16 protein-coding genes are annotated in these 16,284 nt (G+C 72.4%); 3 read left to right on the top strand and 13 right to left on the bottom strand.

Annotated features, from left to right (window positions below; translation table 11 throughout):
- Positions 1–104: 104 nt before the first annotated feature.
- From ACZ6J5_RS19015 to ACZ6J5_RS18995, 5 genes are all read right to left on the bottom strand, one after another.
- A complete protein-coding gene (locus tag ACZ6J5_RS19015) occupies positions 105–1,775 on the bottom strand; it encodes a bifunctional uroporphyrinogen-III C-methyltransferase/uroporphyrinogen-III synthase (RefSeq protein WP_469392917.1) in 1,671 nt (556 codons plus the stop codon).
- On the bottom strand, positions 1,772–2,758 hold the full coding sequence (gene hemC / locus ACZ6J5_RS19010) for a hydroxymethylbilane synthase (RefSeq protein WP_469392915.1): 987 nt from the start codon (positions 2,756–2,758) through the stop codon (positions 1,772–1,774). Before hemC ends, ACZ6J5_RS19015 begins: the two co-directional genes overlap by 4 nt.
- Positions 2,755–4,134, bottom strand: coding sequence for a glutamyl-tRNA reductase (locus tag ACZ6J5_RS19005; RefSeq protein ID WP_469392913.1), 1,380 nt, complete (start codon positions 4,132–4,134; stop codon positions 2,755–2,757). The genes hemC and ACZ6J5_RS19005 overlap by 4 nt, the downstream gene beginning before the upstream one ends.
- Complete coding sequence (locus ACZ6J5_RS19000) at positions 4,131–4,910, bottom strand: redox-sensing transcriptional repressor Rex (RefSeq protein WP_469392911.1); 780 nt, start codon at positions 4,908–4,910, stop codon at positions 4,131–4,133. Before ACZ6J5_RS19000 ends, ACZ6J5_RS19005 begins: the two co-directional genes overlap by 4 nt.
- 272 nt (positions 4,911–5,182) lie before the next feature.
- Entirely contained in the window at positions 5,183–5,458 is a 276-nt protein-coding gene (locus ACZ6J5_RS18995) for a glutaredoxin family protein (protein WP_469392909.1), read from the bottom strand.
- Between the two features lie 106 nt (positions 5,459–5,564).
- Between ACZ6J5_RS18995 and ACZ6J5_RS18990 the strand changes: the two genes are divergently transcribed.
- The 3 genes from ACZ6J5_RS18990 (at position 5,565) to ACZ6J5_RS18980 (ending at position 9,280) form a co-directional block, all read left to right on the top strand.
- A complete protein-coding gene (locus ACZ6J5_RS18990; RefSeq protein ID WP_469392907.1) occupies positions 5,565–6,527 on the top strand; it encodes an HAD family hydrolase in 963 nt (320 codons plus the stop codon).
- A gap of 478 nt (positions 6,528–7,005) precedes the next feature.
- Positions 7,006–7,797, top strand: a complete 792-nt coding sequence (locus ACZ6J5_RS18985; protein WP_362475924.1) for an ECF subfamily RNA polymerase sigma factor, BldN family — start codon at positions 7,006–7,008, stop codon at positions 7,795–7,797.
- Between the two features lie 283 nt (positions 7,798–8,080).
- Positions 8,081–9,280 carry a DUF5667 domain-containing protein gene (locus ACZ6J5_RS18980; RefSeq protein ID WP_469392904.1) on the top strand — a complete coding sequence of 400 codons (1,200 nt, stop codon included), beginning with the start codon at positions 8,081–8,083 and terminating at the stop codon, positions 9,278–9,280.
- A gap of 67 nt (positions 9,281–9,347) precedes the next feature.
- On the opposite strand, the gene ACZ6J5_RS18975 is transcribed toward ACZ6J5_RS18980, so the two are convergent.
- The 8 genes from ACZ6J5_RS18975 to ACZ6J5_RS18940 form a co-directional block, all read right to left on the bottom strand.
- Positions 9,348–10,391, bottom strand: a complete 1,044-nt coding sequence (locus ACZ6J5_RS18975; protein ID WP_469392902.1) for a lysophospholipid acyltransferase family protein — start codon at positions 10,389–10,391, stop codon at positions 9,348–9,350.
- Positions 10,392–10,404: 13 nt separating this feature from the next.
- On the bottom strand, positions 10,405–11,457 hold the full coding sequence (locus ACZ6J5_RS18970) for an NAD-dependent epimerase/dehydratase family protein (RefSeq protein WP_469393571.1): 1,053 nt from the start codon (positions 11,455–11,457) through the stop codon (positions 10,405–10,407).
- A gap of 148 nt (positions 11,458–11,605) precedes the next feature.
- Positions 11,606–11,704: a 30S ribosomal protein bS22 gene (locus tag ACZ6J5_RS18965; protein ID WP_003948845.1), complete on the bottom strand. Its 99-nt coding sequence runs from the start codon at positions 11,702–11,704 to the stop codon at positions 11,606–11,608.
- A 151-nt stretch (positions 11,705–11,855) separates the two neighbouring features.
- A complete protein-coding gene (locus tag ACZ6J5_RS18960; protein WP_046910004.1) occupies positions 11,856–12,065 on the bottom strand; it encodes a helix-turn-helix domain-containing protein in 210 nt (69 codons plus the stop codon).
- 127 nt (positions 12,066–12,192) lie between these two features.
- Entirely contained in the window at positions 12,193–13,008 is an 816-nt protein-coding gene (locus ACZ6J5_RS18955; protein WP_469392900.1) for a phosphatase, read from the bottom strand.
- A 115-nt stretch (positions 13,009–13,123) separates the two neighbouring features.
- Positions 13,124–14,302: an acetoin utilization protein AcuC gene (locus ACZ6J5_RS18950; RefSeq protein WP_469392898.1), complete on the bottom strand. Its 1,179-nt coding sequence runs from the start codon at positions 14,300–14,302 to the stop codon at positions 13,124–13,126.
- Positions 14,271–15,485, bottom strand: coding sequence for an MFS transporter (locus ACZ6J5_RS18945; RefSeq protein WP_469392896.1), 1,215 nt, complete (start codon positions 15,483–15,485; stop codon positions 14,271–14,273). Before ACZ6J5_RS18945 ends, ACZ6J5_RS18950 begins: the two co-directional genes overlap by 32 nt.
- 43 nt (positions 15,486–15,528) lie before the next feature.
- A complete protein-coding gene (locus ACZ6J5_RS18940; protein WP_469392894.1) occupies positions 15,529–16,176 on the bottom strand; it encodes an HAD family hydrolase in 648 nt (215 codons plus the stop codon).
- Between the last annotated feature and the right edge of the window lie 108 nt (positions 16,177–16,284).

The following is a 16,284-nucleotide window of genomic DNA, read 5'->3' as shown; positions in this document are numbered from 1 at the left end:
CGCCCGCCCGTCCGGTGCGGTTACCGACACCGTGTTGCCGCCGGTACGCGCGAGGGGCGCGGATCCCGGGGAGGATCCGCGCCCCTTTTCCGGCACCGGTCGGCTCAGGTGGTGCGGCGGCGCCGCGCCCCGGGCCGGCGTTCGCTGGGCCGGGTCACCGGGTCGCCGGCCTCCAGAGCCGCGGCGCGGCGGCGGAGGCCGAAGTCGGCGAGGGCCTCGGCCAGCTTGTGGACCGACGGCTCGGGCGACAGGACGTCCACGCGCAGGCCGTGCTCCTCCGCCGTCTTGGCGGTGGCGGGGCCGATGCAGGCGATGACGGTGACGTTGTGCGGCTTGCCGGCGATGCCGACGAGGTTCCGCACGGTCGACGAGGAGGTGAAGAGCACGGCGTCGAAGCCGCCGCCCTTGATCGCCTCGCGGGTGTCGGCCGGCGGCGGCGAGGCCCGTACGGTCCGGTAGGCGGTGACGTCGTCGACCTCCCAGCCGAGCTCGATGAGCCCGGCGACGAGGGTCTCGGTGGCGATGTCGGCGCGCGGCAGGAAGACGCGGTCGATCGGGTCGAAGACCGGGTCGTACGGCGGCCAGTCCTCCAGGAGCCCGGCGGCGGACTGCTCGCCGGAGGGCACCAGGTCGGGCTTGACGCCGAAGTCGACGAGGGCGGCGGCGGTCTGCTCGCCGACGGCGGCGACCTTGATGCCGGCGAAGGCGCGGGCGTCGAGCCCGTACTCCTCGAACTTCTCCCGGACGGCCTTGACGGCGTTGACCGAGGTGAAGGCGATCCACTCGTAGCGCCCGGTGACCAGGCCCTTGACGGCCCGCTCCATCTGCTGCGGGGTGCGCGGCGGCTCGACGGCGATGGTCGGCACCTCGTGCGGCACCGCGCCGTAGGACCGCAGCTGGTCGGAGAGCGACGCGGCCTGCTCCTTGGTCCGCGGCACGAGGACCCGCCAGCCGAAGAGCGGCTTGGACTCGAACCAGGACAGCTGGTCGCGCTGCGCGGCGGCGCTGCGCTCGCCGACCACGGCTATCGCCGGGCGGTGGCCCTCGGGCGAGGGGAGCACCTTGCCCTGCTTGAAGACCTGGGCGATGGTGCCGAGGGTGGCGGTCCAGGTCCGCTGGCGGGTGGTGGTGCCCGCGATGGTCACGGTGAGCGGGGTGTCCGGCTTACGGCCAGCCGCCACCAGTTCACCGGCCGCCGCGGCCACCGAGTCGAGGGTCGTGGAGACGACGACGGTGCCGTCGGAGGCGCCGACCTCGGACCAGCAGCGGTCGTCGGCGGTGCGGGCGTCGACGAAGCGGACGTCGGTGCCCTGCGCGTCGCGCAGCGGGACGCCGGCGTACGCGGGGACGCCGACGGCGGTGGCGACGCCGGGGACGACCTCGAAGGCGATGCCCTCGGCGGCGCAGGCGAGCATCTCCTGACCTGCGTTTCCGTCGAGGCCGGGGTCGCCGGTCACCGCACGGACGACCCGCTTGCCGCCGCGTGCGGCCTCCATGACAAGATTGGTCGCGTCCCTCAACACGGGGACTCCGACGGTTGTTGACGCGTCGTCAAGAACCGTCAGCTCAGGCGTGCTCACACCTGCGCGCGCATGACCGCGAACGACTTCGAGCACCTCCGGCTCGGCGATCAGGACGTCCGCGCCGGCCAGGGCTTCGACGGCCCGGAGCGTCAGGAGCCCGGGGTCGCCCGGGCCTGCGCCGAGGAAGGTGACGTGACCGTGGCCGAAGACGGCGGCGGACGCGGGGCTGGTGGTCGGGCTGGTGGGGTTCAAAGTGCTCGCTCCCCCATAAGACCGGCCGCACCCTTGGCGAGCATCTCGTCCGCGAGTTCGCGTCCGAGCGCCACCGCCTCGTCGTGCGAGGTGGGTACGGGACCGGTGGTGGACAGCTGCACCAGCGTCGAGCCGTCGGTGGTGCCGACGACGCCGCGCAGGCGCATTTCGGTGACAACCTGCCCGTGACCGGGGTCGTCGGCCAGCAGGTCGGCGAGCGCACCCACGGGTGCGGAACAGCCGGCCTCCAGGGCGGCGAGCAGGGATCGCTCGGCGGTCACGGCGGCCCGGGTGAGCGGGTCGTCGAGCTCGGCGAGCGCGGCGACGAGTGCGGCGTTCGACGCCGGGCACTCGACGGCCAGGGCCCCCTGGCCGGGGGCGGGCAGGACCGAGTCGACCGACAGGTGGTCGAGCGACAGGGAGCCGGTGAGCTCCTCGGTCCCGCCGATGCGGTTGAGCCCGGCCGCGGCGAGTACCACCGCGTCCAGCTCTCCGCTGCGTACATAGCCGACGCGGGTGTCGATGTTGCCCCGGATCGGTACGGTCTCGATGGTCAGGCCGTGGCTGCGCGCGTACGCGTTGAGCTGGGCCATACGGCGCGGGGAGCCGGTGCCGACACGGGCGCCCGAGGGCAGCCGGTCGAGCGTGATCCCGGGCCCGGCGACGAGGACGTCGCGCGGGTCCTCGCGGCGGGGGATCGCGGCCAGCACCAGGTCGGGGTGCTGGGCGGTCGGCAGGTCCTTGAGGGAGTGCACGGCGAAGTCGACCTCGCCGGCGAGCAGCGCGTCGCGGAGCGCGGCGACGAAGACGCCGGTGCCGCCGATCTGCGCGAGGTGCTCGCGGGAGGTGTCCCCGTACGTCGTGATCTCCACGAGCTCGACGGGGCGGCCGGTCGCCTGCCGTACGGCGTCGGCCACGTGTCCGGACTGGGCCATGGCGAGCTTGCTGCGCCTGGTCCCGAGCCTCAGTGCCCTCTCGGTCATACTCGCCCTCGGTTCTTGACGTCGCCGTCGTTCAGGTCGGCCCGGCTGACAGAGGCAACCGTCTCCGGGTCGAGGTCGAAGAGTGTCCGCAGTGCGTCCGCGTACCCGGCGCCGCCGGGCTCGCTGGCGAGCTGCTTGACGCGCACGGTCGGCGCGTGCAGGAGCTTGTCGACCACGCGGCGCACGGTCTGGGTGATCTCGGCGCGCTGCTTCTCGTCGAGGCCGGGGAGCCTGCCCTCCAGGCGGGCGACCTCGCCGGCGACCACGTCGGCGGCCATGGCGCGCAGGGCGACCACGGTCGGCGTGATGTGCGCGGCGCGCTGGGCGGCACCGAAGGCGGCGACCTCGTCGGAGACGATGGTGCGGACCTGGTCGACGTCACCGGCCATGGGCGCGTCGGCGGCGGCCTCGGCCAGGGACTCGATGTCGACGAGGCGGACGCCCGGCATCCGGTGGGCGGCGGCGTCGATGTCGCGGGGCATCGCGAGGTCGAGCAGGTACAGCGGCGCGGTGCGGTCCCGCTGGGCGGCCTCGATCTCGTCGCCGGTCAGGACGAGGCCGGTGGCCCCGGTGCAGGAGACGACGATGTCGGCACGTGTCAGTTCGTCGCCGACGGCAACCATCTCGACCGCGCGCGCGGCCACGCGGCTTCCGCCGGGCTCGTTGAGGATCTCGACGAGCCGGTCGGCGCGGGCGGCGGTGCGGTTGGCGATGACGATCTCGGCGACGCCGGCCCGCGCGAGGGTGGCGGCGGCGAGCGAGGACATCGATCCGGCGCCGATGACGAGGGCGCGCTTGCCACGGGCCCAGGCCCCGACGTCGGCACCGTGGCCGTCGGTGCCGCCGGTGCCGTCGGCGAGCTGCTGGAGCCCGAAGGTCACGAGGGACTGCCCGGCCCGGTCGATGCCGGTCTCGCTGTGGGCCCGCTTGCCGACCCGCAGGGCCTGCTGGAACAGGTCGTTCAGGAGCCGGCCGGCGGTGTGCAGGTCCTGGCCGACGGCGAGGGCGTCCTTGATCTGGCCGAGGATCTGGCCCTCGCCGACGACCATGGAGTCGAGTCCGCAGGCCACCGAGAAGAGGTGGTGGACGGCCCGGTCCTCGTAGTGCACATAGAGGTAGGGGGTGAGCTCTTCGAGGCCGACGCCGCTGTGCTGGGCGAGCAGCGTGGACAGCTCGGCGACACCGGCGTGGAACTTGTCCACGTCGGCGTAGAGCTCGATGCGGTTGCAGGTGGCCAGCACGGCGCCCTCGGCGGCCGGTTCGGCGGCGAGGGTGTCGTGGAGCAGCTTGGCGCGGGCGTCGGTGGAGAGGGAGGCCCGCTCCAGGACGCTGACCGGGGCGCTGCGGTGGCTGAGGCCGACGACGAGGAGGCTCATGCCGGCATCACGGCGGGCATGTCCCCGTCAGGTCCCTTGCGCTCGCCCTCACCGGCGGCGCGGCCGGCGGACGGCGCGGCGGCGGGGGCCTCGGCCGTGTCGGCGCCGGAGTCCTCGCCGGCCTTGCGCTGCTCGTGGAAGGCGAGGATCTGCAGCTCGATGGAGAGGTCCACCTTGCGCACGTCGACGCCGTCGGGCACGGACAGGACGGTCGGGGCGAAGTTCAGGATGGAGGTGACCCCGGCGGCGACGAGCCGGTCGCAGACCACCTGGGCGACCCCGGCGGGGGTCGCGATGACACCGATGGAGACGCCGTCCTCGGTGACGATCTTCTCCAGCTCGTCGGTGTGCTGGACGGGGATCCCGGCGACCGGCTTGCCGGTCATGGCGGGGTCGGCGTCGATCAGCGCGGCGACGCGGAAGCCCCGGGAGGCGAAGCCGCCGTAGCCGGCGAGCGCGGCGCCGAGGTTGCCGATGCCGACGATGACGACGGGCCAGTCCTGCGTCAGACCGAGCTCGCGGGAGATCTGGTAGACGAGGTACTCGACGTCGTAGCCGACACCACGGGTGCCGTACGAGCCGAGGTAGCTGAAGTCCTTGCGCAGCTTCGCGGAGTTGACTCCGGCGGCGGCCGCGAGCTCTTCGGAGGAGACCGTGGGCACGGAGCGCTCCGACAGCGCCGTGAGGGCACGCAGATACAACGGAAGACGGGCGACGGTGGCCTCGGGAATGCCTCGGCTACGGGTCGCCGGTCGGTGAGTTCGGCCAGTTGCCACGGTGCTCCTGCGGGATGAGCGGGGCTGCAGGCGGCCGTGTGTCCCAGGACCGCCCCGTCGAATGCAGGCTATGTCTTTGTGAACGCGTGCACAAAGATGGTGTCCGTTTTGTCTGGCCAAAGTGACCGGGGTCACGCGGCCGGTTCGCGATGGTACGGAACCACGGACGGCGTCAGAGCGTTGGGAACCCGAAGGGGGCAAAACCGCACACTCTCCTCACGACGCCGCCCCCGAAACCCAACAAAACGTCCATGATGGTAGCCGTCTTTCGGTCACGCACCCAGTTCGCGCCGGAGCCGCTCGGCATCCACCCGCCAGAACGTGTGCTGTTCACCGTCCACCAGGACCACGGGGATCTGCTCCCAATACGCCCGGTAGAGCTCCTCGTCCTGACTGATGTCCTTCTCCTCCCAGAGTGTCCCGGTCTCGGCGCAGACCGCCTCCACCACCACCCTGGCGTCCTCGCACAGATGACATCCCGGCTTCCCGATCAGCGTCACCGTGCGCGGGCCGGTCTTCTTCTTCGCTCGTCCGAACATGGCGTCCATTGTGCGCGGCCCTCGGCGGCCGGGTCACACACGCGGCGCCCAGTGTTCACACCACGGCATCCCCACAAGTCGGGAAGTACCGAACAGACTGGCTATGCTCAACGACATGGCCGCTCTGGGATGGCTCACCCCCCGTAGGCGCTCCGCCACCGCGCGCAGCGTCCTGGCAGGCGAGGCCGCCGCCGAGGCGGCCCGCAAGACCTCGCAGCAGCTGGAGCGCGAGAGAGAAGAGGAGCAGCGGGAGGCCGCCGCCGCCGAATCCGCGCCCGCCGAGCCCGAGTTCCCCGTCCCCGGCGACACCCGCGCCGCCGCCTTCTTCGACCTCGACAACACCGTCATGCAGGGCGCCGCGATCTTCCACTTCGGCCGCGGCCTGTACAAGCGCAAGTTCTTCCAGCGCCGCGAACTCGCCCGCTTCGCCTGGGCGCAGGTCTGGTTCCGGCTGGCCGGGGTCGAGGACCCCGAGCACATGCAGGAGGCCCGCGACAGCGCCCTGTCGATCGTGAAGGGCCACCGGGTCTCCGAGCTGATGTCGATCGGCGAGGAGATCTACGACGAGTACATGGCCGACCGCATCTGGCCCGGCACCCGCGCGCTCGCCCAGGCCCACCTGGACGCGGGCCAGAAGGTCTGGCTGGTCACCGCCGCCCCGGTCGAGACCGCCACGATCATCGCCCGCCGGCTCGGCCTCACCGGCGCGCTCGGCACGGTCGCGGAGTCGGTCGACGGCGTCTACACCGGGCGCCTGGTCGGCGAGTTGCTGCACGGCCCCGCGAAGGCCGAGGCGGTCCGCGCCCTGGCGGCGGCCGAGGGCCTGGACCTGGCCCGCTGCGCCGCGTACAGCGACTCGCACAACGACATCCCGATGCTCTCGCTGGTCGGGCACCCCTACGCGGTGAACCCGGACACCAAGCTGCGCAGGCACGCCCGGGAGCGCGACTGGCGGCTGCGGGACTACCGGACCGGCCGCAAGGCCGCCAAGGTCGGCATCCCGGCCGCCGCCGGTGTCGGCGCCCTCGCCGGCGGCACGGCCGCCGCGCTCGCGATCCACCGCCGCCACCGCCGCTGAGGCGCCCGCCGCCCCGCCCGCCCGACACGCCCACCGGGCCCGCCGGGCCCACCGAGGAGCGCCCCGGCGTGTCGTGGCGGCTGCCGATACGTTTCGGCTGAGATCATCCGGGACAACCCGGGACCAAACCGGCTCACCCGTACGTGGTCGAACACCCACGCGCGCACGGCCCCCCGGGCCGCCCCGGCCCCCTACCCGGCAGCGGCCTCGATCACTCACAGGTCCCGTACTTGAGCACAACCCAACTCGCCCCCGGTCACACTCGGAAGCAATCCGATCAACAACCGGTCACGAAGTGCGACTCTTTCCGCCTGTAAGCGGTAACAGATACGACGGAATCGATGATTTGAGCAACTGGGTGTAGCGCTGCCTGTACGAAGCGTTATTCTCCTCAGACGCACAAGGGACCCCACACGTCGCCACGACGAGTGAACGGTCCCGCACTGCACGTGATGGAAGCTCTGCCTCTGGGAGTCCCGTGTACCCACACGTCGGGGTTGACGCCTCGGGCCTGGCTACGCTGCGCGCAACGGTCCTCGACCACTTGCGCGGCTTCGTCCCCACCGCGTACGCCGGCCTCGCACCCGCATTCGCCTTCGCCGGACCGGCACCCGTCGGTCCCTGCTACGCCCTGGCCGAGAGCGGTGCCGCTGTCGGCAGACGCGGCACCCGGAGCGGCGCGGGGACCTCGACCACCGCGCGCCGGCCCACCGCCGACAGCGACAGCGCCCGCATGATGGACCTGGTCGAACGCGCCCAGGCCGGCGAGGCCGACGCCTTCGGCCGGCTCTACGACCAGTACAGCGACACCGTCTACCGCTATATCTACTACCGCGTCGGCGGCAAGGCGACGGCGGAGGACCTCACCAGCGAGACGTTCCTGCGCGCCCTGCGCCGGATCTCCACCTTCACCTGGCAGGGCCGCGACTTCGGCGCCTGGCTCGTGACGATCGCCCGCAACCTCGTCGCCGACCACTTCAAGTCCAGCCGCTTCCGGCTGGAGGTGACCACCGGCGAGATGCTCGACGCCAACGAGGTGGAGCGCAGCCCCGAGGACTCCGTCCTCGAATCGCTCTCCAACGCGGCCCTCCTCGACGCGGTCCGCCGTCTCAACCCGCAGCAACAGGAGTGCGTGACGCTGCGCTTCCTCCAGGGCCTGTCGGTCGCCGAGACCGCCCGGGTCATGGGCAAGAACGAGGGCGCGATCAAGACCCTCCAGTACCGGGCCGTCCGCACCCTGGCCCGGCTCCTCCCGGACGACGCCCGCTGAGCGCCGCGCGCCCCCCACACGCGCGGCCCCCAGGGCGCTCCCCCTCCCCCCACATCCCCACTAGCCGAGACCAACTCACAGTCGGTGACGCCTCGATGACGCACTGGTCCGATCATCTTTCGCGCGTAACCCAAGTGCCGCGCCGCTCGTTGTGCGGAATGCAGGCTCCCTGTGGTCACGCCGTGGCCGCCTCCACTCACTCTTTCGTGTGGATGCGCTCAAGGTGTGCAACCTCCCGAACCCCCCGGGGAGTCGACCGTCATGACGAGAGGAGGTGCCGCCAGTGATCGCGAACGTATCGGCGCACCGGCGGGCGAGCGCCTTCGCCCAGGCCCTGGACGACCGGACGCCCGAGGGCGCGGCGGCCGAGCCGTCCGAAGCGACCGCCGAGCCGGCCGAGCAGGGACGGCTCCTGGCCCTGGCGAACGGCCTCGGCGAGCTGCCCAAGCCGGTGCTGGACCCCGAGGTCAAGGTGGTGCAGCGAGCCCAGCTCGTCGCCGCCATGGAGGCGATGTTCGCGGAGGGGACCGCTGCCGCGGGACCCGTCGTGCCCGAGCAGCGGACGGCCGGCGGCCGGGGAGCCCACCGGGCCTCCCCGCTCCGCAAGCTCCGCCCGCGATCCCGCTGGACCAAGGGGCTCGCCGCCGGCGGGCTCACCGTCGGCGTGGCCGCGGGCGCCTTCAGCGGCGTCGCCGCGGCCAGCTCCGACGCCCTCCCCGGCGACTCCCTGTACGGGCTGAAGCGCGGCATGGAGGACCTCAAGCTGGGCATGGCCGACGACGACGCCGACCGAGGCGGGATCTACCTGGACCAGGCCTCCACCCGCCTGAGCGAGGCCCGCAGGCTCATGGAGCGGGGCCGCCTCGGCGACCTCGACCACGAGTCGCTGGGCGAGATCCGGCGCGTGCTCAGCGGCATGGAGCACGACGCCTCCGAAGGGCACCGGCTGCTCCGCCAGGCCTACGAGCGGGACGGCGAGATCGGCCCCATGGCCCGGCTGAACTCCTTCGCCCAGTCCCACCGCGCCACCTGGGACGGCCTCCGCGACCGGCTCCCGGTCCAGCTCACCGACGTGGGCAACCAGGTGAACGACGTCTTCGACGCCATAGACGAAGAGGTCGAGCCACTCCAGTCCGTCCTCCCGCGCACCCCCGAGCGCGGCGCCATCGGCTCCGGCGGCCCGAGCACGCCGCGACACGCCAAGCCCACGGACCCGCAGCACCAGCGCACCACCCCGGCCGCACCCCCGACCGCGGGCGACACCGGCACGCCCCACCCCTCGGGCTCCAGCACCGGGACCGGCACGCCTCCGGACGAGGGCCTCCTCGGCGGAAGCACGGGCGGCCTGCTCAACCCGCCCCAGGGCGGCCAGCACGGCACCCCGTCCGACGACCCGACCCCGCCGACCCCGGACGTCACGATCCCGCCGATCCTCCCGGGCCTGCTGCCCGGTCTCGGGATCAACAGCGAGGACGTGAAGTAACCCCGGAGCCACGGGGAAGGGGGCGCCGCCCGGTCTGGGCGGCGCCCCCTTCCCCGTACCCGCGGACTCAGAAGAACACCGACCGCCGCTGCACCAGCAGCTTGTACAGCGTGTGCTGGATCTGTTCGCGGACCTGGTCGGTCAGGTTGAACATCAGCATCGGGTCCTCCGCCGCCTCCTGCGGGTACGAGTCCGTCGGGATCGGCTCGCCGAACTGGATCGTCCACTTCGTCGGCAGCGGCAGCGCCCCCAGCGGCCCCAGCCACGGGAAGGTCGGCGTCAGCGGGAAGTACGGCAGGCCCAGCACCCGCGCCAGGGTCTTCGCGTTCCCCAGCATCGGGTAGATCTCCTCCGCGCCCACGATCGAGCACGGCACGATCGGCACGCCCGCCCGCAGCGCCGTCGACACGAAGCCGCCCCGCCCGAAGCGCTGCAGCTTGTACCGCTCGGCGAACGGCTTCCCTATCCCCTTGAAGCCCTCCGGCATCACCCCGACGATCTCCCCGGACCGCAGCAGCCGCTCCGCGTCCTCCGCGCACGCCAGCGTGTGCCCGGCCTTGCGGGCCAGCTCGTTCACCACCGGCAGCATGAAGACCAGGTCCGCCGCGAGCAGCCGCAGGTGCCGGCCCGCCGGATGGTGGTCGTGCACCGCCACCTGCATCATCAGGCCGTCCAGCGGCAGCGTCCCGGAGTGGTTGGCCACCACCAGGGCGCCGCCGTCCTTCGGGATGTTCTCGACGCCCTTCACCTCCACCCGGAAGTACTTCTCGTACACCGGGCGCAGCATCGACATCAGGACCTGGTCGGTGAGCTCCTCGTCGTAGCCGAACTCGTCGACCTCGTAGTCACCCGTCACCCGCCGCCGCAGGAACGCGAGCCCGCCCGCCAGCCGCCGCTCCCAGCCGCCCGCACCCGCCCCCGGGACCGCGCCCGAGGCCGTCTCCGGAGCCGCCTCCGGGGTCACCGGAGGCTCCGCTGCCTCCGGCGGCCCGGCGGAGGGCTGCTGCGCCGGAAGTGCCCGTACGGCCGCCTCGCCGCCGCCGCGGGCCGGGGGCCTGCGGCGGGCCCGCGAGCGGTCGTCGTCGAACGGGATGACCTTGGCGTCCGCCATCGGGATCTGGCTCCTATTCCGCGCGCTGGGAGGTCGAGGCGGGCGCGAGCCGCCCGGCGAGCCGGTCCACGGCCCCCGCGAGCAGCTCCGGCGGCAGCAGACCGGGCCCCCGGGCCGCCGCGAAGTCCGCGAACGCCCCCGCCGTCGAGTACCGGGGGTCGAAGCCGAGCGTCTCGCGCATCTGGACCGTGGAGACCACCCGGCCGTGGGTGAGCAGCCGGATCTGCTCCGGCGAGAAGTCGGTGATCCCGACCGTGCGCAGCGCCTGCCCGACCCAGGTGACCGCCGGCAGCAGCACCGGCACCGTCGGCCGGCCCAGCCGCCGCGCGCACTGGGAGAGCAGCAGCACCCCGTCCCCGGCCACGTTGAACGTGCCGCTGTTCAGGGTGGCCCGGCGCGGCTCGCGCGAGGCGAGCTCCAGCACGTCCATGACGTCGTCCTCGTGGACGAACTGCAGCCGGGGGTCGTAGCCGAGGACGGTCGGCAGCACCGGCAGGTCCAGGTACTCGGCGAGCGGGGAGTCCACCCTCGGCCCGAGGATGTTCGCGAAGCGCAGCACGCACACCGCCACGTCCGGGCGGCGCCGGGCGAAGCCCCGTACGTACCCCTCGACCTCGACCGCGTCCTTCGCGAAGCCCCCGCTCGGCAGGGACTTCGCCGGCGTCGTCTCGGTGAACACCGCCGGATCACGGGGCGCGGCCCCGTACACGCTGGTGCTGGACTTCACCACCAGCCGCTTGATCCTCGGCGACTTCTGGCAGGCGCCGAGCAGCTGCATGGTGCCGATGACGTTGGTCTCCTTGACCGACGTCCGGCCGCCGGAGCCGAGGGCCGTCCCGGTGACGTCCATGTGGACCACCGTGTCGACGTCGTGCTCGGCCAGGACCTTGGCGATCGCGGGCTGCCGGATGTCCGCCCGGACGAAGTCCGCGCCGTCGAGCGGATGCGGGGAGTCGACCGCGTCGACGGCGATCACCCGGCCGACCTCGGGATCCCGCCGCAGGCGCCTTACGAAACGGGCGCCGAGGTGGCGGGCCGCACCGGTGACGAGCACGACCTTGCCCAAGACGAGCGCCTTCCGTCGGTCTTCCATCGGTGTTCCGCTGACCGCCACCGTAGCGCCTCGACATTTCGGCACGATAAAAGCGTGGCCCCCCACCGGAGAACCGGTGGGGGGCCACGCCGACGCGAAACGCCGTCGTTACAGCTGTCGCTTACTTCTTGTTGCGACGCTGAACACGGGTGCGCTTAAGCAGCTTGCGGTGCTTCTTCTTAGCCATCCGCTTACGCCGCTTCTTGATAACAGAGCCCACGACTACCCTCGCTCACTTCTCGGAACATCCCCGCGCCAGCGGGGATCGGTGCGGGGCGTCTGGGCCCACACGACCTACGAGGGGCTAGCCTACCGCCCCGAACGACCCGCTCGTAATCCGAGGGCGAAACCGGACTCCGGACGCGCGCTCGCTACGCGGTCGCCACCCCCACGAAGGACTCCCTGAGGTACTCGTGAACCGCCTGTTCCGGCACCCGGAAGGACCTGCCCACCCGGATCGCCGGCAGATGACCGCTGTGCACCAAGCGGTACACGGTCATCTTCGAGACGCGCATCACCGAGGCGACCTCCGCCACGGTCAGAAACTTCACCTCGTTGAGAGGCCTGTCGCCAGCAGCCATGACCCACCTGTACCTTCCGCACACGACGCGCACCGGCTTCCCCTCCGGTGACTCTTCGTCGCTGAGCGCTCACGCCCAGACTAGGGGCGGGTGGTACGAGTGGGGAAGAGGAGCTGCCACTGACCGTTTACCGTGACAGACACGCTCGATTGAGTACATAGCGAGTGAGTGGACGGTAGTAGTCCGCGCGCACCGCGTCATCAAGCGGAACGGTCACGGACACCTGCCCCTCGGCCTCCCCGACGAACAGCGCGGGATCATCCGTATCGGCAAGCCCGATGGCCTCGATACCCAGCTGACCTGCCCCGCAGACCCAGCCGTGGTCCCCCACCACCAGCTCCGGCAACGGCCAGCCGCCCTCGGCCGCGCCCTCCAGGACCGCCCTAACCGGCAGCGGCGAGTGCGAGTGCGCCCCGGTCTCACGCCCTGCGCCGGACAGCTCCCGTTCTCGCACCATCGCGACCCCCCGTACGTAGTCCACGAGGTACGTACGTACGCCGAACCGGGTCGTTATGTCGACACATCTCCCCTGCGCCGGGGTGAGAACAAGACAGCCAGCCGCCGACAAAGCGTCTGCGAGCGTGGCGTAGAAACCGAGCAGCCGGTGCGGATGCCCCGTACCGAACAGCACCGGAGCCCGCCGCCCCGCCGCCTCCCCGAGCCGCGCCGCGAACGCCTCCAGCGCCCCGAGCGTCCGCTCCGGATCGATCTCGTCGGGCCCCGACCGGTGCGCCGGATCCCCCGACACCCCGCACCGCTCCGCCATCAGCCGCAGCAGCTCCGCCTCGCCCCAGCCCCGCCCCGGCTCGATCCCCAGGGTCACCCGCGGATCGCCCGCCGCGAACAGCCGATAGCTCCGCAGACTCGTCTCCCGGGAGGTCGCCACCGTCCCCGCCAACCCCGCCGCCAACAGATGCGCCCGCAGCGCCCCGGTACTCAACACCCTCCCGATGCTGCCGGAACGCTCCTGCCACCGAGCGAAAACCCCGTGCACACCGCACAGTTGGCGTAACACCCACACACCGGTCCGCACACGGGCCGCGACCGGCACCCGGGGCTCAGACCAGCAGCCCGCGCAGCGGGAACACCGCCCGCCGCGTCGCCAGCACCGCCTGGTCCAGCCGGTCCGCCGGGTCGTAACCCGCCGCCCAGTCACGCCAGTCCACCGGCCACCGCCCGTCCGTCATCCGCGCCGGCGCCAACTGCCGCGTCCGCGCGTACGCCTCGTCCCGCCACGAGGACGGGATCACCGACTCCGGCTCCACCGGCGCGTGCGCGGCGATCCCCACCAGATGCGTCCACGACCTCGGCACCACGTCCACGACCGCGTACCCGCCCCCGCCGAGCGCCACCCACCTGCCCCCGTCGACGTACTCGTGCGCCAGCCCGTGACAGGCCTCCTGCACCGCCCGCTGCGCGTCCAGCGACACCGCCAGATGCGCCAGCGGATCCTCGAAGTGCGTGTCCGCCCCGTGCTGCGTCACCAGCACCTGCGGCCGGAAATCGGCGATCAGCTCCGGCACCACCGCGTGGAAGGCCCGCAGCCACCCCGCGTCCCCCGTCCCCGCCGGCAGCGCCAGATTCACCGCCCCGCCCTCGCCCGCGCCCGGCGCGCCCGTCTCCTCCGGCCAGCCCGTCTGCGGGAACAGCGTCCGAGGGTGCTCGTGCAGCGAGATCGTCAGGACCCGAGGATCCTCCCAGAACGCCGCCTGCACCCCGTCCCCGTGGTGCACGTCCACATCCACGTACGCGACCCGCTCCGCGCCCAGCTCCAGCAGCCGCGCGATCGCCAGCGAGGCGTCGTTGTAGATGCAGAAGCCCGCCGCGGCCCCCGGCATCGCGTGGTGCAGCCCGCCCGCGAAGTTCACCGCGTGCGCCGCCTCCCCGCGCCACACCGCCTCCGCCGCCGCCACCGACTGCCCGGCGATCAGCGCCGACGCCTCGTGCATCCCCGCGAACGCCGGATCGTCCACCGTCCCCAGCCCGTACGCCTGGTCGGCCGCCCGAGGATCCGCCGACGCCGCCCGCACCGCGGCGACGTAGTCCTCCCGGTGCACCAGCCGCAGCGTCGACTCCCCCGCCGGCCTGGCCGCCACCACCTCCACGGCCCGGTCGAGCCCGTACGCCCGCACCAGCCCCATGGTCAGCGCCAGCCGCACCGGGTCCATCGGGTGCTCCGGACCGAAGTCGTAGCCCGTGACCGCCTCATCCCACATCAACAGTGCGTGACCGCTCATGCGAGCCACCGTAGCGGGCCTTCTCCGAGCCGAACGACGTGGCGTACACCACCGTCACCAGAACCAGCGCCATCGGCACCACCATCGCCCCGCGATAGCTCCACGCGTCCCCCAGCGCGCCCACCAGCGGCGAGCCGACCAGGAAGCCCACGTAGTTGAAGACGTTCAGCCGCGCCACCGCCGCGTCGCTCGCCGCCGGGAACATCCGCCCCGCCGCCGCGAAGGTCTGCGGCACGATCACGCTCAGCCCGAGCCCCAGCACGGTGAACCCGGCCATCCCCGCCCACGGCCCCGGCGCCACCGCCACCACCGCGAACCCCAGCGCGGCCAGCACCGCCCCGCACCGCACCATCAGCACCGCGCCGAACCGCCGCACCCCGAAGTCCCCGACGGCCCGCCCGAGCAGCGTCGTCACCATGTACGCGTTGTACGGCACGGTCGCCAGCTCCTCCGAGGAGCCGAGCACGTCCTGGAGGTACTTCGCCGACCAGTTGGAGACCGTCGAGTCCCCGATGTACGCGAAGGTCATCACCAGGCACAGCGGCAGCAGCATCCGGAACACCACGCCCCCGCCGGCCGCCGCACCTCCCTCGGGCTGCCCGGCCGCCCGCTCCGGCTCCGGCCCCCCGGCCACGTACCAGCGGCTCCCCACCAGCACCACGGGCAACAGAGCCACCACCGCCGGCAGATAGGACACGAAGAGCGACAGGTGCCAGTGCGCCCCCACCCAGGCGAGCGAGGCGCCCACGATGCCGCCCAGGCTGTACGCGGCGTGGAAACCGAGCATGATGCTCCGCCCGTACGCCCGCTGGAGGCTCACCCCCAGCATGTTCATGGAGGCGTCCAGCGCGCCGACCGCGAGCCCGAACACCCCGAGGGCCACCGCCGCCTGCCACAGCTGGGAACCCGCCCCCACGCCGAGCAGCGCCAGCAGCACCACCGGCTGGGCCCAGCGCAGCACCACGGCGGGCCCGACCCGGGCCACCAGCTTCTCCGTGAGCACACTGGACACACCGGCCAGCACCGGCACCGCCGCCAGGAACAGGGGCAGCAGCCCGTCGGAGATCCCGTACCGGTCCTGGATCGCCGGTATTCGGGTCACGAGCAGGGCGAAGGTGACCCCCTGCACGAAGAAGCCGACCGTCAGAGATCCCCGCCCACGCCGCAACCGCGCATCTGTCATGGCGGCACAGCGTAGGGCCGGGACCTACTCAGCGGTAGATGGATCACATCCCCAATGTGGCGGGCAACTCGTCCATCGCCCCGAAATACCCGGTGGCCCCGGCCAGCCGCTCCCGAGGCGTCATCGCCGTGTACCCGTATACGTCCATCCCGGCGGCCACGGCGGCCTGGACGCCGAGCGCGCTGTCCTCGACGACCGCGCACCGCTCCGGGGGCACGCCCATGCGCGCGGCGGCGTGGAGGAAGAGGTCGGGCGAGGGCTTGCCTCGGCCGACGTCCTCGGAGCTGAACACGATCCCGTCCCGGAACCACACGTCGAGCCCGGTCTTCCGATGCCCGATCCGGATCCGCTCGTGGCTCCCGGAGGAGGCCACGCAGTACGGCATGCCCGCCTCGGCCAGTCCCTTCAGCACCTCGGCGGCGCCGGCGACGGGCTCCAGCTCCCGCTGGAAGCCGTCGAAGACCCGCTGGTGGAAGACCTGGTCGAACTCCGCGGGGAGCCGCTGCCCGGACCGCTCCTCGACCAGCTCGTGGATCCGGTGCATCGCCGACCCCATGAAGTCCCGGATCGATTCCTCGTACGTGGTGGGGTGCCCGAGCTCGGTGAGGTAGCCGGCCAGGATCGTGTTGGAGATCGGCTCGCTGTCCACGAGCACACCGTCGTTGTCGAAGATGATCAGGTCATAGCCCATGACAACCACCCTAAACGCAGAAAAGCCCCGCACCATAAGGTGCGGGGCTTTCCCACAATGATTGTTCGGCGGCGTCCTACTCTCCCACAGGGTCCCCCCTGCAGTACC

Source organism: Streptomyces sp. NPDC042100 (assembly GCF_055582325.1).
Note: the sequence above shows the minus strand (reverse complement) of the source record. Positions and strands in the feature narration are given on the sequence as shown.

Bases quoted from the DNA above. Each gene is read 5' to 3' on its own strand.
- hemC (WP_469392915.1), bottom strand. From the start codon at position 2,758: ATGACCGAGAGGGCACTGAGGCTCGGGACCAGGCGCAGCAAGCTCGCC.
- ACZ6J5_RS19005 (WP_469392913.1), bottom strand. From the start codon at position 4,134: ATGAGCCTCCTCGTCGTCGGCCTCAGCCACCGCAGCGCCCCGGTCAGC.
- ACZ6J5_RS18995 (WP_469392909.1), bottom strand. From the start codon at position 5,458: ATGGACGCCATGTTCGGACGAGCGAAGAAGAAGACCGGCCCGCGCACG.
- ACZ6J5_RS18990 (WP_469392907.1), top strand. From the start codon at position 5,565: ATGGCCGCTCTGGGATGGCTCACCCCCCGTAGGCGCTCCGCCACCGCG.
- ACZ6J5_RS18975 (WP_469392902.1), bottom strand. From the start codon at position 10,391: ATGGCGGACGCCAAGGTCATCCCGTTCGACGACGACCGCTCGCGGGCC.
- ACZ6J5_RS18960 (WP_046910004.1), bottom strand. From the start codon at position 12,065: ATGGCTGCTGGCGACAGGCCTCTCAACGAGGTGAAGTTTCTGACCGTG.
- ACZ6J5_RS18950 (WP_469392898.1), bottom strand. From the start codon at position 14,302: ATGAGCGGTCACGCACTGTTGATGTGGGATGAGGCGGTCACGGGCTAC.
- ACZ6J5_RS18945 (WP_469392896.1), bottom strand. From the start codon at position 15,485: ATGACAGATGCGCGGTTGCGGCGTGGGCGGGGATCTCTGACGGTCGGC.
- ACZ6J5_RS18940 (WP_469392894.1), bottom strand. From the start codon at position 16,176: ATGGGCTATGACCTGATCATCTTCGACAACGACGGTGTGCTCGTGGAC.